Here is a 23094-nt window from a genome sequence, read left to right as displayed (position 1 = left end):
ATAATTTTAGTATATCATAAGCTCTTTTTATAAGCAACAATTTCCACACTTAATAATTGTACATATTTAGAAAAAATGATATAATTTCATAAGTAAATTATAACTGATGAAAGGAATAAATATGGAAAAAAAACTTTTTAAGGGAAGTGTTGTCTTAAATCCTGTTCCTGTTGTTTTAATAACAAGTAAAAATTCAGAGGGAAAAGATAATGTTTTTACAGTTGCTTGGACAGGAACTATTTGTACAAAACCTCCTATGCTTTCAATATCTATTAGACCTGAAAGATTATCTTATGAATATATAAAAGAAACTATGGAATTTACTGTTAATCTTCCTACAAGAAGACTAACTAGAGAAACTGACTATTGTGGAGTTCGTTCAGGTAGAACAAATGATAAAATTAAAGAGATGGGATTCACTTTAAAAGATGGGAAAGAGGTAAAATCTTCATATATTGAAGAGTGTCCTGTAAATATTGAGTGTAAAGTAAAACAAATTATCCCTCTTGGAACTCATGATCTTTTTTTAGCTGAGGTTCTATGCTCACATATTGATTCAAGATTATTAGATGAAAATGAAAAAATCCATTTTGAATGGGCTAACCTTATTGCTTATTCTCATGGAGAATATTTCCCAATGCCAAAAGAAGCTATTGGAAGCTTTGGTTATTCAGTTGCTAAGAAAAAAACTATTGAAAAAAGAGAACTTTTAAAAAGAAAAACAGTACCTGAAAATAAAACAAAAAGAAAAACTACAACAAAAAAGAAAAAGGTGAAAAGATAGATGTTAGATAGAATAAATGCTTTAGGACAATATTTAGTTGAAAAGTTAGGTAAACCTTTTAACTTTAAACAGATAAAAGGAGATCATATGTATCCAGGAATTTTATTCTCTTTTGCTGGAGAAGATTATCTTGTTACTCCTGATAAAGCTGAATTAGAATATACTATAGCTCTTATGGGATCAAGAACTTTTGAAGATTACCCACCTAAACATGCTAGAAAATATACTCATAGAAAATTTGGAAAGATCAATAAAAAAGCTCAAGAGATTGTAAATTATAAAAATAAAAAATATATTATTATAAAACTCTAGGAAATTTCTATTTTTTGTTGTATACTTCTATTAAAGAGACTCTTATACTGTAAACAGGAGGTAATTTATATGAAAAAATTATTTATAATTTTAGCTATTTCTGTACTTGCTTTTGCTGGATGTACTCGTACTGAAAAACATATCGCTGCTGGAACTGCTGCTGGAGCTGTAGCTGGACATCTTATTGGTGGAAATACTGGTACTATAGTTGGTGCTGGAGTTGGTGCTGCTGCTGGAGCTATTATAGCAGATAAAAACAAATAGAATCAAAGTTTAATTTTATATTTAAAAAGTTACTTCTTAGGAGGTAACTTTTTTATTTACCTATAATTAAATATTTTTTTCTAACTTTTTTTATGATATACTATATCTTAAAAAACGAAAGGAGAGATAGCTTGAAAAAATACTATTTTTTAATATTGCTAATCATATTTTCTAGCTGCACATCATTAAAAACTTTAAAACTAAATAATGAATTAAAAAATTCTATATCTCCATTAATATCTGTTAATAAAACAACTGAAAATGATATTATAGATATCTTTGGAAAGCCATATTTTATAGCTTCAAGAAAAGAAAGTCCTTATACTTATGTTTACCACAAGGGAACTTATTACACTAAAAATAGTATTCAAAATAAAAAGATCTTAAAATCCTTGCTTCCTGTTGAGATAGTTTATAGTCAAAAAGCAATTAAGGAAACTTTTTTAGAGATCTATTTTGATATTGATAGTAAAATAGTTACTGGATATAAAATAGAAAAATATCCTGAAAAAAAGAAAAATGTTGTAACTGATAAAGAAACTCTTGAAAAACTTGAAAAAGAAAAAAAATTGAGAGAAAAATATAGAAATGCAAATCCCACAGATATCTTAAATAATCTCTTATTTAAAGAATTATAAAAAAATGAGCCCTGAAGCTCATTTTTTTAATTCTTAACTAAATTTTTAATCCATTTACCTGAACGTAATCTAGGATAAGTAGCAATAGCTTTAAATGGTTCTTCTAAACAAACTAAAATATACACTATTGTTATTGGAAGTTTAAAATATACTGCTCCTATAAATGAAAGAGGAACTCCAATTAGCCATACTGCTACAAGTTCTGTGATTATTGCATACATTACATCTCCACCACCACGTAATACCCCTATAATTTGAGTAATTCCAAAAAATCTTAATGGCAAAACAATAGCCATTACTCTTAAAACAAAAATTACATTATTATATGTTTCAGGAGTTATTTTAAATAGCATAGCTATAAAAGGAGACAAGAAGAAAAAGAATATTCCTATAATAATTCCTATCAATACTCCAAAAACTGATATTTTAATTGCATCTTCTTTGGCATCTTCCTCTTTTCCTGCACCTATCTTATTTCCTATTAAAATAGCTGATGCTGATGCTATTCCTATTCCAAAAATATTAAAAACATTATTAATTGTATTAGCTATCTGCATTGTAGCAGTGGCATTTATTCCTAATTTTGAATAAGCTATAAAATATGCTGTAATCCCTGCTATCCACATAACATCATTAAAAACTACAGGAGTAGCAGTAATAAAATATCTTTTTACAAGATTAAAATTAAAGTCAAGAAGTTGTGAAATTTTTCCTGCTACAACATTTTTATTTTTATAAATAATAAATAGAATAAAAGCTAACTCCATAAATCTTGAAACAGTTGTCCCTAAAGCAGCTCCAGCAACTCCCATAACAGGAGCTCCAAACTTACCAAAAATAAAGATATAGTTTAATATTCCATTAAATACAAGTCCCACTAAACTTCCATACATAGGAATTTTAGTCTGTCCAATACTTCTTAAAGCTGCTGCATAAGCAAGAGATATAGTAGTAAAAATATAACTTAGAGCCACCATTTTTAAATATGCAACTCCTTGTTCTATGACAATATTTTCATCTATAAAAATTTTCATTATCATCTCTGGAAAGAAAAATGCTAATATTGCAAAAAATATTGTGCTTACCATTCCAACAACTAATGATATTCCTAAAAATTTATGAATACTTGCTACATCTTTTTTCCCCCAGAACTGTGACATAAATATTCCTGCTCCTAGAGTAATTCCCATAATTGTATAGTAATATAGCATATAAAATTGATTAGATATTCCTACTGCTGCAATCTCATTTTCTCCCAATGAACCTATCATCAGATTATCAAGAAGATTTAATGATGCTGTTACTAAACTTTGTAAAATAATGGGTATTGCTAAAAGCATCAAAGTTTTTATAAATTTTTTATCTAATTTAAACATTTTTTCCTCCTAAAAAAATAAAAGCAGATGGGTTATAAGCTGCCCACCTGCTACGTATTAATAGTTTTTTTATTGTTATCTTTATATTATACTATTTCATTTTTCTTCTGTCAATAAAAATAAAGCTGTACAAATATTGAAAAGTGTAGTATACTACCTGTATAGCAATAATAAATTTATGAGTTTTGAAGTTTGAGATTTAATATTTAAAGTATTCTTTCAGAAATACCTTTATGTTTATTAAGATTTTCATGGTAGCTAATTTAGTTACTATCAAAATGTCACGAGTTCTATTGTTCAATAATATTTTATGGAGGTACACAATGAAAGGTACAGTTAAATGGTTTAATCAAGAAAAAGGATTTGGATTTATTACAGGTGAAGATGGTAAAGATGTATTTGCACACTTCTCTCAAATCCAAAAAGAAGGATTCAAAACTTTAAATGAAAATGAAGAAGTAACTTTTGATATCATTGAAGGACAAAAAGGTCCTCAAGCAGCTAATATCAAAGTTAGATAATTAGTTTAGTCTTGAAACTTTAAGGAGCTAAGTCAATCTTAGTTCCTTTTTTTATTTATTTTAATTAATAATTTTAAGGTAATAATAAAAATGATATAATCTCTCTAGAGAAAAAATGAATTAACTGATATTTTGATTTTTTAACGTTCAAGGTTATAGGAAATATAAAAATAAAAGGAGGTATTTTCTATGAATATATGGAGAATAAATTGTAAACCTGGTAGTCAATTAGTTGAACACAAAGAATCTTTTAAAAAATGGATTGAAAAAGAATTCGTAGGAATTGGTTGGAGTAAAGAAGAAAATTTTTTACTTGGACTAGAAAATATTAATATTTCTGCTCATGCTATAAAAGAACATATTTATGAAAGTTTAAAAAAATCTAATTATAGAACAAGATCATATATCACATATACTAATATTCTTTTTAATAGAATGAAAAAAGGTGATTATATTTGGACAAGATGTGATGGTATTTATAAACTAGGAATTATTATTGATGAAAATTGTTTATATAATACTTATCCAAATGAAGATTTTATTCCAAATAGATATCAAATTGGTTTTTATAGAAAAGTAAAATGGTTAAAAAAAGATTTTGTAGAAAATGAAGTTCCTGGAAAAATAATTGCTAGTTTTAGAAATCCTAGCACTCTTCAAAAAGTCTATGAAAATAAAAATGAATTATCACTATATTGTAAAATTAACATAGAAAATAACTCAATCCATTTCCCTATAGCTGATTGGAAAAATTTATTGAGTGCTGAAGATATTGAAGAAATAGTTGGCTTATATCTTCAAATAGAAAAAAAATTATATATTTATACGTCTACTTGTAAAGAAGATACTAGCTTAATTGAATTTCAACTTATAGATATCAAAGGAAATTTATACGGTGTCCAAGTAAAGAGTGGAAATACAAATATCAATGCTGATAAATATTTTGATCTTTCTAAAAAAATGAAAATTTTTCTTTTTGCAACTAATGATAATATATACAATCTTGAAAAATATAAAAATATAGAAAAAATAGAATCTAAAGAAATTACTTTCTTTATAGAAAAATATTTAGATATTTTACCTAAAAAAGTGAGATTTTGGTTTGAAAAATAGATATTTTTTTATTAGAAAATATATGTTAAAATTTAATGTAATTATTTAAAATTTAACTGGAGGAGAAATGTTCAAATACTTTAAACCCTTTATACCTAAAGCTTCAGTAGCAGCTCTTTTTAAAATGACTGAAGCTTTTTGTGATCTATCTCTCCCTTTAATTATGGCAAAAATTATAGATATTGGTGTAGCTAATCAAAATATGAATTACATAATTAAAATGGGATTAACTATGGTTGGAATCGCTCTTGGAGGATATTTATCCTCTATTTTGTGTAACTATTTTTCAGTTCATGCTACTCAAAATTTTGGTGCTTCTCTAAGAGATAATGTTTTTACAAAGATTCAAAATTTTAACTTTGTACATTTGAATAAATATACTCAAGCTTCTCTAATTACTAGAATAACTAAAGATGTTGATCAAATTACAAATATGTTTCTTATGTGTGTAAGAATGGTTCTTCGAGGGTTAGTAACAGGAATAGGAGCTGTATTTATGGCTGTCACTATCAATCCTGTTCTATCTATATTATTTTTAATAATTGTTCCTTCAATAGTAGGAAGTACACTTTACTATATGAAAAAATCTTTTGGAAAATATAGTGAAGTTCAAAAGAAATTAGATAATTTAACACTTGTTCTAAGAGAAAATCTGACTGGTATAAGAGTTATTAGAGCTCTATCGAAAGAAAATGTTGAAAAAGAAAAATTTAGATTAAGAAATGATGATCTAAAAGATAAAACTGTTGAAGCAGATAACTTGATGTCTAGTAAATTACCATTTATAACATTAATTATGAATTTAGGAGTTGTAGCTGTTCTTTGGTTTGGAGGAATAAGAGTTAGTTATGGTAAGATGCATCTAGGGGAAGTTGTAGCTTTTATCAACTACTTAAATATGCTTTTATTCTCTATGAATGCACTATCTTTCCTATTTACTCTTTATAGCCGTACAGCAATATCATATAAGAGGGTTAAGGAGATCTTATCTGAAAATATAGAGAATATGTCTCAAGAGGAGTTTGAAAAATTAGTAACTGATGATATTATTGAATTTAAAAATCTTTCTTTCTCTTATGATGGAACAGATAAATATATTTTAGAAAATATCAATCTAAAAATAAAAAGAGGAGAAAATATAGGAATTATAGGTGGTATAGGTTCTGGAAAAACAACTTTTATATCTCTTATACCAAAATTTTACGAGGCTACAAAAGGTGAACTTTTAATTGATGGGGTAAATATCAATAAATATGATGAAAAAGAGTTAAGAGACAAAATTGGAATAGTTTTACAAAAATCTTTTCTATTCTCTCAATCAATAGAAGAAAATATCCGTTGGGGTAAAGAAGATGCAAGTGATGAAGAGATAAGAGAGATAGCTGAAATTGTACAGGGAAAAGAATTTATAGAAAAACTTCCTGATCAGTATAAAACAAATGTAACTAAAGGTGGAATGAATTTTTCTGGTGGGCAAAAGCAAAGAATCTCAATAGCAAGAACACTTATAAAGCAACCTGAAATTTTACTTTTTGATGATAGTTTTAGTGCTTTAGACTTTATAACAGAATACAATCTTAAAAACAGATTAAAGAACTATTTAAAAAATACAACAATTCTTACTATTTCTCAAAGGGTAGCATCTTTGATGAAACATGATAGAATTATTGTTCTTGACAATGGTAAAATAGCAGGCTTTGACACTCATGATAATCTTGTAAAAAATTGTGAAGTGTATAGAGAGATCTGTGAGTCACAAGAAATTTGTATTCCAGGAGGAAGATACTGTGAAAAATAATATATTTAAAAAGCTTTTTCCATATCTTATGAAGTATAAGTTTGAATTTATTTTCCTTATTATTCTAGCAATTATTGGAAATCTTCTTACTTTAGTAGGTCCATATTTAGTTGGTAAGGGAATTAATGAGATACATTTTCATATGGAGAAAGCAAACTATATACAATTAGGAAAAATATCTATACTTTTACTTTTCTCATATATTACAGGTGCTGTATTGACATTGATACAAAATATAAAGATGAATATTATCTCTCAAGATATTGTAAACACTATGAGAAAAGATGGGATTGAAAAAATTCATAAGTTTCCTCTTAAATATTTTGATGGAGTATCTCAAGGGAATATTATAACTATTATGATAAACGATATTGATAATATTAGTGGTTCTCTATCTCAAATAGGAACTAGAGTTGTAGTAAATCTTCTTACAATATCTACTGCCTTAGGGATTATGTTGTATATAAGTCCATCTTTAACTTTGATACAGATATTTTTAGTTACATTTACTGGATACTTTTTAAAGAAAATCTCTAAAAAAAGCAGAGAGAAAAGAAGAGTTCAACAAAAATATTTAGGGCAATTAAATGGGTATGTTGATGAAATATTAACTGGAGAAGCAGAGGTTAAATCTTTCTCCTATGAAGAGAGAGCTATTTCTAAATTCCGTGAATTAAACTCCAACTATAAAGAGAATGCTATAAAATCTCTGTTTTTAGCAGGATTTAATTTTCCTACTCTAAATTTTATTGGTAACTTAGGATACTCTTTAATAATTTTAATTGGAGCTATCTTTATGCTAAATGGCAAGATCACTCTTGGGGGACTTTCAAGTTTTGTTATCTATTCAAAGCTTTTTAATCGTCCTATTGCTAGTATCTCTGAAGCATATAGTATAGTTCAAACTGTAATTGTAAGTGCTGAACGTTTCTTTAACTTTATTGATCAACCTGAAGATGTTGAAAAAGGAACTTTGGATATTGATTTAAACTCTTTAGAGGGAAAAATTGAGTTTAAAGATGTTAATTTCTCATATAATGAAGATACTCCTGTATTAAAGGATCTATCTTTTAAAGCTGAACATGGAGAGATAGTCGCTATTGTAGGTCCTACTGGTGGTGGAAAAACTACTATTGTTAATTTATTAATGAGATTTTATGATATTACCTCTGGAAAAATACTGCTAGATGATAAGGATATTGAGCTTTATAAGAAAAAGGATATTAGAAAACTTTTTGGAATGGTACTACAAGATAGTTGGCTATTTACTGGAACTATTAGAGAGAATATCAGTTATGAAAATAGTGAAATTGATTTTGATAAAGTTGTTGAAAGTGCAAAGCTTGCTTGTGCTCATGATTTTATTATTAAACTACCTCAAGGTTATGATACAGTAGTTAGTGAAGATAATATGGTCCTTTCTCAAGGGCAGAAACAACTTATTACTATTGCTAGAATTATAGCTTCAAATCCTAAATTTTTAATACTTGATGAGGCTACAAGTGGAGTTGACACTAGAACAGAGATAAGATTACAAAAAGCTATCTCTAACTTAGTAAAAGGTAGAACAAGTTTTATTATTGCCCATAGACTTTCTACTATTAAAAATGCTAATCTTATTTTAGTTTTAAAAGATGGACATATAATTGAACAGGGAACACATTCTCAGTTAATGGAGAAAAATGGCTTCTACCACGAACTTTACAATACACAATATATGCTCTAATAGAAAAGCTCTTTATGAATTTGTATCATAGAGAGCTTTTTAATTTCTGTTATTCTTTTGCCTTTGAACAATAGTTTTTAATAAATGATTTTGAAATAGAGTATTCTCTTTTTCCTGAAGTTTTATATAAGTCTGCTACCTCTTTAAAATATCTTTCAGCTTCAGATTTTAAAATTTCATACTCTTTTTCATCAATTTTCTCATCTTCATTTAACTCAATTCCTAATAGCTCTTTTAAACTTCTAAAATTTACTTTGTTACTCTCATAATCTTTTATCTCTACACTTCCATCAATATTATATACAAAAGCTTTTCCACTAAGTTTTCCAGCTGTATAATATCTTTTTTCAACTTTATTTGAATAAATAAGGTAAGCTACTCCCTGTTTTATATTATCTATATAATTAAATTCCTCTTTAATTTTCTGAGTTTTATCTACATCAAAATAAATAGTTGCTTTTCCTTGCTTTACTCCATTTTGATAGTTAAACTCCTCTCTGATCTTTCCATAATCTTCACTATTTTCTTTAAATATACTTCCTTCTCTCCAGTAATAAATAGCTTTTCCCTCTTTTATACCATTTACTTCACTAAATTTTTCATATTTCCCATTTCCATAGAACTCTTTTTTCTCCATAACTTCCCCTCTTTATTTAACATTGTAATAAATTGTTAATTCTTTTTCTATAATTTTAACATATTTTATCTGCTTTTTTAATATACAAAAAAGCCATCTTATTGATCTATATCAAAAGATGACTTATCTTTAAAACAGTTTATTTTTACTTTGGTGGAAGTGACGGGAATCGAACCCGTGTCCGAAATTGCCAGCGCCATAGGCTTCTACAAGCTTAGTCTGCTATTGAACTTCGCAGTAACCAATCCCACAGACAGGGCTGATTAAAGCTATCCTCTAAAATGTCCCCTAAAGCTTAGAGAAATCACTTAGGGTAATCTGTATTTTAGTGACACCTCGGTTGAACACGCCTACAGAAGAGAATGTTCAGAGGTGAGCTGACTTATTAAGCAGCTAAAGCGTAATTTCTGTTTCCATCTAAACGATGTGCTTGACCTCTCACAGCGGTCACCCTGACCTGCTACCTATAACCTGAGAACCCCGTCGAAACCTTTGCACTCCCATTATTTAATTGTCATAATATTATATCATATACCTAGCTATTTTTCAATACTATCTTATTTTTGCCATTCTTTGCAGATCTCTCTCTACATCTTTTTTAGCTATACTTTCTCTCTTATCATAAGTTTTCTTTCCTCTAGCAAGAGCTATTTCAAGTTTTACATATCCTTTAGATAGATGAACATTTAAAGGAACTATTGTATACCCCTTTTGAGTTACTTTCTCATGTAGTTTTTTTATCTCTTTTTTATGTAAAAGAAGTTTTCTAACTCTTCTTTCTTCAGGATTGTATACACTTCCAAAATCCCAAGGTACAATTGACATTCCCATAATAAAAACTTCTCCATTTATTATTCTAATAAATGACTCTTTTATACTTAATTTCCCTGCCTTTGCAGATTTAACCTCACTTCCTACTAATTCTATTCCAGCTTCAAATTTATCCTCTATGAAATAATCGAAAAATGCTTTCTTATTTCCTGCTAATACCATTTCTCCTCCTAAAAATCTATTTCATTAATATTCTAACATTCCTATTTACTTTTTTATTATACTATAATTTCTAAGAAATTGCTAAATTTTCTATTACATCTTATATTTTTATTATATTAGTTTTGATAAAAGTAAAAATAAATGGTAAAATAAAAAAAAGATGTTTAAAGGGGATGGTTTTATGTTCTTTGGTGCTATTGAAGCTAGTGGAGCAAAATTTGTTTGCTGTATAGGAACAGAAAAAGGAGAGATTATGGAAAGAGTTTCTTTTGAAACTGAAACTCCTGAAATTACTATGGAAAAAGTTATCTCTTTCTTTAAAAATAAGAAGATTGAAGCTATTGGAATAGGTTGCTTTGGACCTATTGATTTAAACAAAGACTCTGAAACATATGGATATATAACTTCTACTCCAAAAACTTTTTGGAGAAATTTTAATATTGTTGGAGAGATTGAAAAAGCTCTTAATATACCTGTTTATTTTGATACTATTGTAAATACTGCTGTATATGGGGAACATATCTGGGGAGCAGGAAAAAATATCTCTAACACTATTTATTTAACTATTGGAAAAGGTGTAGGTGGGGGAGCTATTGTTGAAGGAAAATTAGTTCATGGTATGTTACACCCTGAGATGGGACACATTTTTGTAAATAGACATCCTAGAGACAAATTTGTAGGAAACTGCCCTTTCCATGGTGGTAACTGTCTTGAAGGAATGGCATCTGAAATGGCTCTTGAAAGAAGATGGGGAGTTGAATTTAAAGATATTCCTGAAAATCATCCAGCTTGGGATATGGAAGCTTTCTATATAGCTCATGCTCTTGTAAATTATATTCTTGTTTTATCTCCAGAAAAAATTATTATTGGTGGAGATATTATAAAGAGAGGAAATCTTTTAACTTTAATTAAGGAAAGAGTTGTTAAACTTCTAAATAATTATGTACAAAATGATAAGATTTTAAAGAATATAGATGATTATATTGTTCTTCCTAAATTAAAAGATGATTCAGCTTTATTAGGAGCATTGGCTTTATGTTTTAAAAAATAACAAATTTAAAAAGGGTATTGTAAATTTAATTACAATATCCTTTTATTTTATAAATATTCAACTTTTATATTTAAACTTTCTAAATCTTGAAAAAATTTAGGATAAGATTTTTCCACTGCCTCTGCTCCATCAATAATTATAGGCTTTTCTAACATTGTTCCTGCTATGGCCAAACTCATTACTATTCTATGATCTTTATGTCCAAAAAACTCTATATCTCCTAAATAATTTCTCTTTCCTAAAATTTTAATCTCATCTTCAGTTGTTTTTATCTCTACCCCTAATTTTTTTAACTCCTCTTCCATTGCAGAGATTCTATCACTCTCTTTAAGACGAAGTCTACCAGCATTAAATATCTTAAACTCTCCCTCTCCATACATTGCTAGTACATTTAAAATAGGTCCAAGATCTGGGCAATCTCCTAAATCAATTTCACAGTCTTTTATTTTACCTTTGTGAATCAAATATCCCTCTTCTATCTCTTCTATCTTAACTCCACTTTTCTTTAAAATATCTATAATCGCCTTATCTCCCTGTTTGGAATTATGCTTAACTCCTATACATTTTAGATCATTGTTCAAAGCACCTAATACAGCAAAAAATGCTAGTTGTGAAAAATCTCCCTCAACTTTATAATCCTTTGCTATATATTTTTGTCCACCTTGAATTTCAAATTTTAATGGAGTAACTTTATTTATATTAATTCCAAACTCTTTTAAAACTTCCATTGTCAAATCTATATATGAAGCAGATTCAAAAGGTGGATTTATATTGATAATCGAGTTTTCTTCTAAAAGTGGCAAAGTAAATAGAAGTCCACTTATAAATTGAGAACTTATATTTCCTTCAATAAAATACTCTTTTGCTTTTAATTTCCCTTTTAGCTCAATCTTGTTTTCATCTTGAAAATAATATAGATTTTGCTCTTTAAAAATCTCTTCATATATTTTTTGTGGTCTTTTTAACAATCTATTTCTTCCAATAAAACTAATTTTCTCTCCTGTTAAAGAAAATATTGGTATAAAAAATCTAAGTGTAGATCCTGACTCATTACAATCAATTATCTTATCTTTTAAACTATCAAAATTTTCTATTCCCTCTATTATCAATCTATCTTTTTCACATTGGATATTAGCTCCTAGTTTTCTCATTCCATCAATAGTGGCTAAAATATCATCTGAATAATCTAAATTGCTTATTATACTTTTTCCATTAGCCAAAGATGCACATATTATTGCTCTATGCCCCATACTTTTAGATGATGGAATTTTTATCTCTCCACTACATTTTGATGGATAAATCTTAATTTTCATCTATCTCTTCCTTTCTCATAAACATATAACCATATCTCATACATAAAAGATCTAAAATCCCAAAAGCTACAACTGAATCAACTACAACTCTTGCCCTATGAATAATAGCTGGATCATGTCTCCCCTCAATATTAAATTTTATATTCTCATGTTTAGAAATATCTATGCTCTCTTGTTCTTTGTAAATTGATGGTGTAGGTTTTATTGCTGTTTTTATTATTATAGGCATTCCATTAGAAATTCCACCATTAATTCCACCATTATTATTGCTCTTAGTTTTTACCTCTCTATTTTCATTATAGTAAAAGCTATCATTTGCCTCACTACCAAACATATCAGTTATTGAAAATCCTGCTCCAAACTCTACCCCTTTTACTGCTGGAATAGAAAATAGCAGATGTGATAAAATACTTTCAATAGAATTAAAATAAGGTTCTCCAACTCCACTAGGAACTCCTATCACTGCTGTTTCTAAAATTCCCCCTACTGAATTTAGATTTTTTCCTGCCTCTTCTATTACTCTTTTCATATTTTCCTCTTTTTCATCATCAAAAACTGGAAAGTATCTGTTATTTACAATTTCTATCTCTTTTTTTAATTTCTCTCCATCTAATGAAAAATTTCTATCTCTTTCATCTTTACATTTTAATATATGTGTTCCTAAAACTATCCCTTTTTCCCTCAATATTTGAATACATATTGCCCCTACTGCTACCAATGGAGCTGTAATTCTTCCTGAAAAATGTCCCCCACCTCTAAAATCTTGATATCCTAGATATTTTTTTTCAGCTGTATAATCAGCATGTGATGGTCTCATTAAATCTCTAGTTTTTTCATAATCTTTGCTTTTTTGAACCTTATTTTCTATCATAATACACAGTGGTGTCCCTGTTGTATATCCATTAAAATATCCACTAACTATTTTAAAATCATCTTCCTCATGCCTTTGAGTTGAAATTTTTCCCTTAGGTTTTCTCTTATCAAGTTGCTCTTGAATAAATTTAGTGTCTATTTTTATTCCAGGAGCTAATCCATCAATTACAACTCCTATCATATTTCCATGAGATTCTCCAAAAAGACTTAATTTTATACTATTTCCAATTACACTTTGCATAATCTCTCCTAATCTAAATATTTTCTACATTGTTCAAAAGTTTCATCACTTAAATATGCACTTCCTAACTCCTTTACTTTTACAAGGGTTATCTTAGAGGTATCAGCTTTTTTATCTTTAACCATCAACTTAAAAACTTTTTCCCTATCATATTTAATATCTATTCTTATATTTAATTTTTCAATAATTTTTTTTGTTCTCTCTCTTAAGCTGTCATCTTCAATCATAGGCAACATTCCCAAAGCTACTGCTTCTCCATGTAAAAGCTCATTAAAATTAAAGTATCCCTCTATTCCATGCCCTATTGTATGTCCAAAATTTAGTATTTTTCTTAAACTTTGCTCTTTTACATCTTTTTCCACAATATCTTTTTTTACCAAAATAGATTTTATAATTATATCTCTATATTTTTTCTTTATATCCTCACTTTCAAAAAGTTCAAATATCTCCTTATCATAAATTAATCCTGCTTTTAAAGCCTCTACCATACCATTATTAAAATCTCTCTCTGATAAAGTTTCTAAAGTTTTAAAATCAATAAAGACTTTTTTAGGTTGATAAAAAGCACCAATTATATTTTTTGTATCTCCTAAATTAATAGCTGTTTTTCCTCCTATTGAACTATCTATTTGAGAAAGAGTAGTAGTTGGAATATTGATAAAATCTATTCCTCTCATATAGGTAGATGCACAAAACCCCGCTAAATCTCCTATAACTCCACCACCTAAAGCAATTATCAGATCTTTTCTATGAAAACTACTTTCTAAAAGTTTTTTACATATCCTTTCATATGTTGAAAAACTTTTAGATTGCTCTCCCTGCTCAACAACTATTATTTCTCCCATTGAACATTGGCTTAACAATATATCTCCATACTCCTTAGGAACTCCATTATCAGTTATTATCATAACTTTTCTATTGAGATCAATATATTCTCCAACTCTATTTAAAATTCCATTTTCTATTAAAATATCATAACTATTCTCTTTTAAATCTACTGAAATTTTCATTTTTCACCTCTACTATTTCACTAATATTTTAATTTTATCAGAGATTAAGTTTTTCTACAAGAAGTTGTATTTTTATCTCTTTTTCTTTTCTAGATGTACTATAAAAAAAATGGTATAATATATTATAAATTAACAATATAAGGGGTTTTTATTATGAATAAAATTGAAAAAGCTAGAGTTAAAATCAATGAAATAGACAGAGAGATTGCCTCTCTTTTTGAAGAGAGAATGAAAGCTGTGGAAGATGTCATTAGCTATAAAATAGAAAATAATCTTCCTATCTTTGATGAAAAAAGAGAGCAAGAGGTTATTAAAAAAAATTCTTCTCTTATACAAGAAGAAAAATACAAAGAGTATTATGTTGAATTTATTCAAATGATGATGGGTATCTCTAAAAAATATCAAAAAGAGATATTGGAGAAAAAATAGTATCTTTAAGGAGAATAGATGAAAAAAAGATATTTAATTTATTTTACAATAATTTTAACTTTTATAATTCTTCTTATTTTCTATAAAAAGTCAAATAATAAGGAGTTAGAATCCTCTATTATTTACAATAAAATTTTAAATTACTCTATCACTAAAAATTTAGAGGATTTTTCTATTGATAAAAATTTTCAAGAAAATTCAGCTGAAGATTATTTTTTTAGAGGACTAAAAAGTTACTATAATAATGATTTTTTACAAGCTAAAGAGCTGTTACGACATGCTGAATTAAAAAATAGCAAAGACTCTATTTTAAAGCTATATCTTAACTTTTTTATTAATAACTGTATTTATAAATTAAGTGGAAGTGGTGATCTTCAAAGAGTCAGATATATTATAGATAGTATTGATAAATATCCTATTTTAGCCAATGATATCAACTTTATTTGGGAAAATTTCTCTACTATCCTATCAAATAAAAAAGATAGAAAAACAGCTATATATCTACTTGAAAAATATATAAAGGATTCAGATAATACAACTCCAGCAAATAAGTTAAAATTAAAAGGTTATGTTGCTATATTTAAGATGATGAATAAAAATTATGCTGAAAGTATCTATCTTTTTTATGAAATTATTTCTGAAGCTGAAAGTATAAAAGATATAAATTTAAAAAATAGTATTAGAATAAAGGCTTATGAATATATTGGAAATATGCATTTTATACTTCATGATTATGAAACTGCTATTGAAAAATATAATCTTGCTATTAATATTCCTATGAAAGATCAATATGAAAATGCCTCTTCTAAATATGGTGCTTATACCAATAGAACTGCTAGTTATATTCAATTAAAAAAATACTCCACTGCAAGGGAATATTCTAAGAAAACTTTAGAAATTATACCTTTTCTCCCTGATAAAATTGTAGATGGAGTTAAAATTTTTGTTTATAATAATCTTGCTCGAATTGAAATTTATCAAGATCATTTAAAAAAGGCAAAACAATATTTAGAACAATGTGAAGAACTTCTATATCAAAATAAAAATAATGGGATATTAAATAATGATATTTTTATAGAATTGTCCTATTGTGAACTATATATTGCAGAAAAAAATTATTTACAAGCTGAAAAACTTTTAGAAAATATTTTAATTGAAAATAATACAAATCAATTAGGTTTTGAAAGTGAAATTTATTCTTTGCAAATGGAGTTATATGAAAAAACTAAAGAGTTCGATAAATACTCAATAGCACATGAAAAACTAATTCATGTAAATAGAGAGTTTGATTTTCAAGTAAAAAAAGATTATCTAAAGTTTATTGAAAAATCTTTTATTGCTGATCAATTAAAGGAGCAAGAGAAAATATCTAATTTAAAAATTAGGCTTTTGATCTATTCTATTTTAATTATAACAGCATTTATATTTTTCCAAATTACAAGAATATCTAGATTAAAGAAGAATAACTTCATAGATCAACTTACTAATGTTTATAATCGTAAATATTTAAAAAAGATTTTAGAAAATTTAGATAAAAAAAATTCTAAATCTATTGAAATTGGAGTTTTAATGTTGGACATTGATTATTTTAAAAAATACAATGACAATTATGGACATATTCAAGGAGATTATGTTATTAAAAGTGTTGCTGAGATTTTAAATTCATCTATTGAAAGGGGAGATTGTGTAATTAGATATGGTGGAGAGGAGTTTTTAATAATATTAAAAAACAGAAACTCTCTTGATCTTGAAAATATCTATATGAAAATTTTTAAAAGGTTAGAAGAAAAAAATATTCCTCATAAATTTTCTTTAGTCTCTGATCATATTACTTTAAGTGTTGGTGGAACTAAAAATACTGTAAAAAATTCTAATGATCTTTCTAAATTAATTAATGATGCAGATTCAGCTTTATATCAATCAAAGAATGAGGGAAGGAATAGATTTTCTCTATTTAAAAATCATAGTTAAAAATTTTTTTCTTGACTTTTTAGATAAGTATATAGTATTATTAGCTATAAAAAATTAAATTAGGTAAAATAATGGAAACATTATGGCACAAAGCTATAGGGTCTTTAAAATGACAGCCAGTTGCAACTAAAAGAAGTTATACTTCTTTCTTCGTTGCAACTTTTTTTATTTTAAACTTTAGGAGGAAATTATGAAATTTTCATATAGTGATATTGGAAAAGGAAAAACTATAATTTTTGTTCACTCTTATCTTTGGGATAAAGAGATGTGGCAACCTCAACTTGAGTTTTTTAAAGATAATTTTAGATGTATTGCTATTGATCTTCCTGGACATGGCAACTCTTTATTTAATAATATTTCATCTCTAAGTGAATTAGCAAAAGAGATTAAAAATTTTATAGATGGTTTAAATATTGATAACTATATCTATGTAGGACTTTCTGTTGGTGGAATGTTAGCTCCATATATTTACAATATAGATAAGGATAAAATCTCTAAATTAGTTATTATGGATTCTTTTTCTGGAGATGAACCAATAGAGATGAAACAACTTTATTTTTCAATGTTAGATACTATTGAAAAAGAGGAAAAAATACCTGAAGAGTTAGCAAATAAAATAGCCCCTATTTTTTTCTCTCCACAAATAGATAAAAATTCTCAACTTTATTTAAATTTTTTAAAAAAATTAAAAGGATTCTCTAAAGATAACTTGAAATATATTGTACCATTTGGAAGAGTTATTTTTGGAAGAGAAAATTCATTAGAGCTTTTAAAAAATATTCAAATCCCAACATATTTTATTACTGGAGAGTTTGATATTCCTAGACCTTTTCATGAAGCTGAGCTTATGTCTAAATACGTAGCTAATTCAAAATTAATTAAGATATCTAAAGCTGGACATATCTCTAATCTTGAAAACTCTTATGAAACTAATAAAATATTATTTAATATCTTTAATTCTTAAAAAGGAGACAATATGAAAAAATTATTTTTATTCTTTATAACTATATTTGTTATGGGATGTACAAATGCAAATACAACTAATTCTACTAATAAAGCAACTACGCCAACAACAGCTAGAAGCAGAGAAAATATAATTTATGAAAGTGTAATAGCAACTATTTTATATAATAATGCTGATTACATAAATTCTAAAATTCACTCTTCAAAAACAAAAACACATACAAAATCAAAAACTGATACTGATATTTTTTCAACAACTGCATCTCTTGGAAATTCTAGTATAGATAGTGATATCTTTGGAAAAATGTCAAGTAGTTCTGGAAATACAAGTGTTACAAATACTAAGATTCACTCTAAAACAACGAGCAAATCTACAAGTACAAGTGTAGGAGTATCTTCTGGACTTTGGTTCTAATTTACCAATTGAATAGGCAAAATAATGGAAACATTATGACGCAAAACTATAGGGTCTTTAAAATGACAGCCAGCTGCAAGAAAATTTTTAACTTGCAGCTTTTTTATTACAAAAATTATTTTATTTAAATACAGGAGGAATATAATGATTAAAAAAATATTACTAGGAATGACAACTTTATCTTGTGTAGCTTTAGCATCTCAAGATACAAATCTATATCTGAAAACTGGAGCTGATATCTGGCAAAAATTTGATGTAATAACTCCAAGAGATAGTGAAACTATCAATAGAAAAAAAGCTGATAGAATGGGATATGAACTTACTATTGAAGCTACTAGAGAGATCTATCCTAACTTAGAATTTGGTGCTGGTATCTCTTATCAAGATCACGGTTCTACAAAATCATTAGTTGATAGAGAATATGATGTTAAATTAGATATGCCTAAATTTTCATCTGTACCTATTTATTTAGTTACTAAATACAATATACCTACAAATTCAAATATTAAACCTTACTTAAAAGCTGATTTAGGATACTCATTTAATCACAGTAGTGGAAGTTTTAAAGTAACTGAATATGATCTAGAAGAAACTAGAAAATTCTCTTCTGATATAAAAAATGGATTATATTTTGGAGTGGGAGCTGGAGTTGAATACAATAACTTTGTTGCTGATTTAATGTACAAAATCAACAAGGCTAAATTTGAAGCAATTTCTTCTCAAGGGGAGAAAGCAAAAGAGGACTTTGATTACTCAAGAGTTACTCTTTCTGTGGGATATAAATTTAATTTCTAAAAAAAGGGACTTTAAAGTCCCTTTTTGCCTATAGTTTATCTATTAAAAAATTTTTCTCCATATTTTAAAACCCATCTAGCAAAATCTTTTCCATATAAAATAGTTACTGATTTTTCTTTCTTTTTTTCAAGTAATTCTTTATTTAATTCCTCTAACTTTTCATTAAATTCTTCACCTATACTTGTTGCAGTTGTCATTATTATTCCAAGGTCTAAACTATCATCATACTCAAAAATATTTTTCATGTCCTTTATTGCTTGATCATAATTGATAATTCCTTCATAAGATTTTACTTGAATAGCACATTTCTTTTGTGAATAATTTCCAAAAACATCAGTATTCTCATAATCAAATAAAATGTCTCCACCTTTATCTGATATTCCTGATTTTCTGCTAATATTTTTTATTTCTGGAATTTCTCCTAAAACTTTCACTATTAATTCTTCCAAATATTTTCCCACATGATAATGTTGAAGTTCTTCACAAATGCTTTCTAAATATGGATTTATTTTTTCATTTATACAATTAAGTAATCTACTTTCACTAGAAGCAAGTTCACCTGTAATTTTTTTGTCATCTATATCTTGTAAAAGATTATAAAATTTATCTTCTAAATATATCCTCCAATATTTTCCTTGCAATCCAAATCTTCTAGTTAAATCTGATGGAATATTTTTATCATTTCTATTAAATGTTCTTATACTCTCCTTATCAATTAGTAAACAATGACTTCCATCTGATTTGTATTTTTCCCAATTCCAAAAATATTCTCCTGTAACCTTGGCTACTGTACACTCTCCATATTCTGGAACATTAATATATACAATATAATCTTTTTCTTTGATACTTAACATAAAATTAGCTTTCCAACAATCTTTTTCAATTTCAGTTAAATTTTCCCAACCAAATTTCTTTATTTTACTTTCTATCTCTTTCAAATTTCCTTCTTTTGAATAAGACCAAGTAAAACGAGCTACTCCTTCATCTTTTAATGAATTATAAACCTCTTTTGCAATATCTACTCTTAAAGCATAAATACTCATTTATTTCCTCCTTATTTTAGTATTTTCTACCTTAAACGCTTTTAATGCAATATTTCAGCTAGAAAATATATCAAAATTTCTACTTACAACTTTTAGAGCATGAGCTACAATTTCCATTGCACCCCTTACCCTTTTTTTTATTTTTATATATATATACACAAGAGAAAAAATCAGATATATAAAAATTATACCTAATAAAATTATACTAAATAGATTCATATAACTCTCCTAAAGAATCATTCCAATAATTCTTATAATAAATGCCACTATCCAAGCTATTAAAAATTGTCCTAAAGCCACTATTGTTGCCCATTTTCCCCCAAGCTCTTTCTTTACTGATGCCACTGCTGCTATACAAGGAGTATATAATAAGCAGAATACCAATAAACTTGCTGCTCCTGTTGTACTTAACATATCCAATAGAGTTTTTGTATCTCCAAATAAAACTGACAATGTTGAAACTACACTTTCCTTTGCCATAACTCCACTTATTAGAGCAGTTGAAATTCTCCAATCTCCAAAACCTAAAGGTTTAAAAATAGGTGCTATCCAACCAGCAACTTTTGCTAAGATACTATTATGAGAACTTTCTACAACATTAAAATGAATATTGAATGTTTGTAGTACCCATATTACAATAGTTGCCACAAAAATAACTGTAAAGGCTCTTTGTAAGAAATCCTTTGCTTTCTCCCATAATAGATGAGCAACATTTTTTGTTCCAGGCATACGATAATTAGGTAACTCCATTACAAATGGTACTGCTTCCCCTTTAAACAGAGATTTTTTCATTAAAAGAGCCATTAATATTCCTACAAATATACCTATAAAATATAGTACTACCATTACTAAAGCTCCTGATTTTGGAAAAAACAGTGCTGTGAAAAATCCATATATTGGAAGTTTAGCTGAACAACTCATAAAAGGAGTCAATAATATTGTCATCTTTCTATCTCTTTCTGATGGTAGAGTACGACTTGCCATTACCCCAGGAACTGTACAACCAAAACCTACAAGCATAGGAACAATACTTCTTCCTGAAAGTCCTATCTTTCTTAAAAGTTTATCCATCACAAAGGCTACTCTTGCCATATATCCACTATCTTCAAGCATAGATAGGAAGAAGAAAAGAGTTACTATAATCGGTAAGAAACCAACTACACTTCCTACCCCATTAAAGATTCCATCTATAATTAAAGAACATAAAACTTCATTTACATTTCCTCTAACTAAAAGATTTTCAACACCTAACGTCATCCATTCAATACCTAGATTTAAAATATCTGATAGCCAAGCTCCAATCACATTAAAAGTCAGCCAAAATACAACTGCCATTATCCCAATAAATGCTGGAATTGCTGTATATTTTCCTGTTAAAATTTTATCTATCTTTATACTTCTAATATGCTCCTTGCTCTCTTTTGGTTTTTTTACTGTTTCTTGACAAACTTTCTCTATAAAGCTAAATCTCATATCTGCAATAGCTGCTGCTCTATCAAGTCCTCTCTCTGCTTCCAATTGACTAACTATGTGAGCTATTGTATTTTTCTCATTTTGATCTAATTTTAATCTCTCTAAAACTAGATTATCTCCCTCAGTAATTTTACTTGCTGCAAAACGTAAAGGGATTTTTTCCTGCTCTGCATGATCCTCTATCATATGCATAATTCCATGTAAACATCTATGTACACTTCCTTTATTATCATTTATATCACAAAAATCATGTCTTTTTGGATACTCTTGATATTTTGCCACATGGATAGCATGATCTATAAGTTCACTTATTCCCTCGTTTTTAGCTGCTGAAATAGGTACTACTGGTATTCCCAATAGCTCTTCCATCTCATTTATTAAAATATGTCCTCCATTATCTCTAACTTCATCCATCATATTAAGAGCCAATACCATTGGAATATCTAATTCCATTAACTGCATTGTCAAATAAAGATTTCTCTCTATATTTGTTGCATCAACTATGTTTATTATTCCTTTAGGACACTCATTTAATACAAACTCTCTTGTAACAATCTCTTCACTTGAATATGGTGATAGTGAATAGATTCCTGGTAAATCTGTAACTAATGTATTTGGATACCCCTTTATAACTCCATCTTTTCTATCAACTGTTACCCCTGGAAAGTTTCCTACATGTTGATTTGAACCTGTAAGTTGATTGAATAAAGTTGTTTTTCCACAGTTTTGATTTCCAACTAAAGCAAAGGTAAGTTTTACATCATCAGGTAAAGGATTTTCTCCCTCTTTTTTATGATATTTTCCTCCCTCACCAAGTCCTGGGTGAGATATACGTTTTTTCTCTAAAAACTCTCTCTCTTTTCTAACTTCATCTCTTACATCTGTAATCTCAATTTTTTCAGCATCAGCTAAACGTAGTGTAAGTTCATAACTATTTATTCTTAACTCAACAGGATCTCCCATAGGAGCATGTTTCATCATTGTAACATTAGCATTTGGAATAATTCCCATATCTAAGAAATGTTGTCTTAAAGCTCCCTCTCCTCCAACAGAAAGAACTGTTGCTGTCTTTCCTATTGGTAACTCTTTTAATGTCATAATATTTTCCTCCTGTACAACATTTTTCTCTCAAAATCTTTTTTCTACTTTAGATATTATATACCAATTTTGTAAAAATCAAAGGGAAATTTTAATTAAACTATAATTTATCGTTCTAATAATTAAAATAAAAATATATTATCCCTAACATCAAGTTGACGTAATTTGGAAGTGAATATTAGAATCCCTCCAGCGAAATGCAGTTAAGAAAATGCAACGTGTTTGAGCGAGCTTGCGAGTGAGTTTTGCATTTTCAA

22 protein-coding genes, 1 other RNA gene and 2 riboswitches are annotated in these 23094 nt (G+C 27.6%); of the genes, 14 read left to right on the top strand and 9 right to left on the bottom strand.

Annotated elements, in window-relative coordinates; genetic code table 11:
- The first annotated feature begins 121 nt into the window (after positions 1-121).
- The 4 genes from I6E31_02705 to I6E31_02690 all read left to right on the top strand — a co-directional run bounded on the left by I6E31_02705 (position 122) and on the right by I6E31_02690 (position 1998).
- The gene (locus tag I6E31_02705) at positions 122-784 is read left to right on the top strand and encodes a flavin reductase family protein (protein MCF2638879.1); all 663 of its coding nucleotides are present in this window, start codon (positions 122-124) and stop codon (positions 782-784) included.
- Complete coding sequence (locus I6E31_02700; protein ID MCF2638878.1) at positions 785-1096, top strand: hypothetical protein; 312 nt, start codon at positions 785-787, stop codon at positions 1094-1096.
- Positions 1097-1165: 69 nt separating this feature from the next.
- Positions 1166-1360 (top strand): glycine zipper 2TM domain-containing protein, encoded by a 195-nt coding sequence (locus I6E31_02695; protein MCF2638877.1) that lies wholly within the window; start codon positions 1166-1168, stop codon positions 1358-1360.
- 131 nt (positions 1361-1491) lie between these two features.
- The gene (locus I6E31_02690; GenBank protein ID MCF2638876.1) at positions 1492-1998 is read left to right on the top strand and encodes a hypothetical protein; all 507 of its coding nucleotides are present in this window, start codon (positions 1492-1494) and stop codon (positions 1996-1998) included.
- Positions 1999-2024: 26 nt separating this feature from the next.
- Here the strand turns inward: I6E31_02690 and I6E31_02685 are convergent, their stop codons facing one another.
- Positions 2025-3374: an MATE family efflux transporter gene (locus I6E31_02685; protein MCF2638875.1), complete on the bottom strand. Its 1350-nt coding sequence runs from the start codon at positions 3372-3374 to the stop codon at positions 2025-2027.
- A gap of 323 nt (positions 3375-3697) precedes the next feature.
- Between I6E31_02685 and I6E31_02680 the strand changes: the two genes are divergently transcribed.
- The 4 genes from I6E31_02680 (at position 3698) to I6E31_02665 (ending at position 8532) form a co-directional block, all read left to right on the top strand.
- Positions 3698-3895 carry a cold-shock protein gene (locus I6E31_02680; protein MCF2638874.1) on the top strand — a complete coding sequence of 66 codons (198 nt, stop codon included), beginning with the start codon at positions 3698-3700 and terminating at the stop codon, positions 3893-3895.
- A gap of 189 nt (positions 3896-4084) precedes the next feature.
- A complete protein-coding gene (locus tag I6E31_02675) occupies positions 4085-5008 on the top strand; it encodes a hypothetical protein (GenBank protein ID MCF2638873.1) in 924 nt (307 codons plus the stop codon).
- A 67-nt stretch (positions 5009-5075) separates the two neighbouring features.
- The gene (locus I6E31_02670) at positions 5076-6806 is read left to right on the top strand and encodes an ABC transporter ATP-binding protein (GenBank protein MCF2638872.1); all 1731 of its coding nucleotides are present in this window, start codon (positions 5076-5078) and stop codon (positions 6804-6806) included.
- A complete protein-coding gene (locus tag I6E31_02665; protein ID MCF2638871.1) occupies positions 6796-8532 on the top strand; it encodes an ABC transporter ATP-binding protein in 1737 nt (578 codons plus the stop codon). Before I6E31_02670 ends, I6E31_02665 begins: the two co-directional genes overlap by 11 nt.
- A gap of 49 nt (positions 8533-8581) precedes the next feature.
- Here the strand turns inward: I6E31_02665 and I6E31_02660 are convergent, their stop codons facing one another.
- From I6E31_02660 to smpB, 3 genes are all read right to left on the bottom strand, one after another.
- Positions 8582-9169 (bottom strand): hypothetical protein, encoded by a 588-nt coding sequence (locus tag I6E31_02660; GenBank protein ID MCF2638870.1) that lies wholly within the window; start codon positions 9167-9169, stop codon positions 8582-8584.
- Between the two features lie 151 nt (positions 9170-9320).
- Positions 9321-9671: a transfer-messenger RNA gene (gene ssrA, locus I6E31_02655) on the bottom strand.
- A 50-nt stretch (positions 9672-9721) separates the two neighbouring features.
- Entirely contained in the window at positions 9722-10162 is a 441-nt protein-coding gene (gene smpB / locus I6E31_02650) for an SsrA-binding protein SmpB (GenBank protein ID MCF2638869.1), read from the bottom strand.
- Positions 10163-10343: 181 nt separating this feature from the next.
- Here smpB and I6E31_02645 point away from each other — a divergent pair, with 181 nt between their 5' ends.
- The gene (locus tag I6E31_02645) at positions 10344-11213 is read left to right on the top strand and encodes an ROK family protein (protein ID MCF2638868.1); all 870 of its coding nucleotides are present in this window, start codon (positions 10344-10346) and stop codon (positions 11211-11213) included.
- A gap of 47 nt (positions 11214-11260) precedes the next feature.
- On the opposite strand, the gene aroA is transcribed toward I6E31_02645, so the two are convergent.
- From aroA to aroB, 3 genes are read right to left on the bottom strand one after another with little or no spacing between them, the layout of a single operon-like run.
- The gene (aroA, locus tag I6E31_02640) at positions 11261-12526 is read right to left on the bottom strand and encodes a 3-phosphoshikimate 1-carboxyvinyltransferase (protein ID MCF2638867.1); all 1266 of its coding nucleotides are present in this window, start codon (positions 12524-12526) and stop codon (positions 11261-11263) included.
- Entirely contained in the window at positions 12516-13640 is a 1125-nt protein-coding gene (gene aroC / locus I6E31_02635) for a chorismate synthase (protein MCF2638866.1), read from the bottom strand. The genes aroA and aroC overlap by 11 nt, the downstream gene beginning before the upstream one ends.
- Positions 13641-13648: 8 nt before the next feature.
- Positions 13649-14650: a 3-dehydroquinate synthase gene (aroB, locus tag I6E31_02630; protein MCF2638865.1), complete on the bottom strand. Its 1002-nt coding sequence runs from the start codon at positions 14648-14650 to the stop codon at positions 13649-13651.
- A gap of 153 nt (positions 14651-14803) precedes the next feature.
- On the opposite strand from aroB, the gene I6E31_02625 reads away from it, so the two are divergent.
- The 5 genes from I6E31_02625 (at position 14804) to I6E31_02605 (ending at position 19223) form a co-directional block, all read left to right on the top strand.
- Positions 14804-15079 (top strand): chorismate mutase, encoded by a 276-nt coding sequence (locus tag I6E31_02625; protein ID MCF2638864.1) that lies wholly within the window; start codon positions 14804-14806, stop codon positions 15077-15079.
- A gap of 18 nt (positions 15080-15097) precedes the next feature.
- Entirely contained in the window at positions 15098-17050 is a 1953-nt protein-coding gene (locus tag I6E31_02620) for a GGDEF domain-containing protein (GenBank protein ID MCF2638863.1), read from the top strand.
- Positions 17051-17102: 52 nt separating this feature from the next.
- Positions 17103-17178: riboswitch (cyclic di-GMP riboswitch) on the top strand.
- A gap of 62 nt (positions 17179-17240) precedes the next feature.
- A complete protein-coding gene (locus I6E31_02615; protein ID MCF2638862.1) occupies positions 17241-18014 on the top strand; it encodes an alpha/beta hydrolase in 774 nt (257 codons plus the stop codon).
- Positions 18015-18026: 12 nt separating this feature from the next.
- Positions 18027-18428 (top strand): hypothetical protein, encoded by a 402-nt coding sequence (locus tag I6E31_02610; protein ID MCF2638861.1) that lies wholly within the window; start codon positions 18027-18029, stop codon positions 18426-18428.
- Between the two features lie 5 nt (positions 18429-18433).
- Positions 18434-18509, top strand: a riboswitch (cyclic di-GMP riboswitch).
- A gap of 63 nt (positions 18510-18572) precedes the next feature.
- Complete coding sequence (locus tag I6E31_02605) at positions 18573-19223, top strand: porin family protein (GenBank protein MCF2638860.1); 651 nt, start codon at positions 18573-18575, stop codon at positions 19221-19223.
- 35 nt (positions 19224-19258) lie between these two features.
- On the opposite strand, the gene I6E31_02600 is transcribed toward I6E31_02605, so the two are convergent.
- Both I6E31_02600 and feoB read right to left on the bottom strand, forming a co-directional pair.
- The gene (locus I6E31_02600; GenBank protein ID MCF2638859.1) at positions 19259-20266 is read right to left on the bottom strand and encodes a hypothetical protein; all 1008 of its coding nucleotides are present in this window, start codon (positions 20264-20266) and stop codon (positions 19259-19261) included.
- A 228-nt stretch (positions 20267-20494) separates the two neighbouring features.
- On the bottom strand, positions 20495-22837 hold the full coding sequence (gene feoB, locus I6E31_02595; protein MCF2638858.1) for a ferrous iron transport protein B: 2343 nt from the start codon (positions 22835-22837) through the stop codon (positions 20495-20497).
- Positions 22838-23094: the final 257 nt, after the last annotated feature.

Source organism: Fusobacterium varium (assembly GCA_021531615.1).
GTDB lineage: Bacteria > Fusobacteriota > Fusobacteriia > Fusobacteriales > Fusobacteriaceae > Fusobacterium_A > Fusobacterium_A varium_C.
Note: the sequence above shows the minus strand (reverse complement) of the source record. Positions and strands in the feature narration are given on the sequence as shown.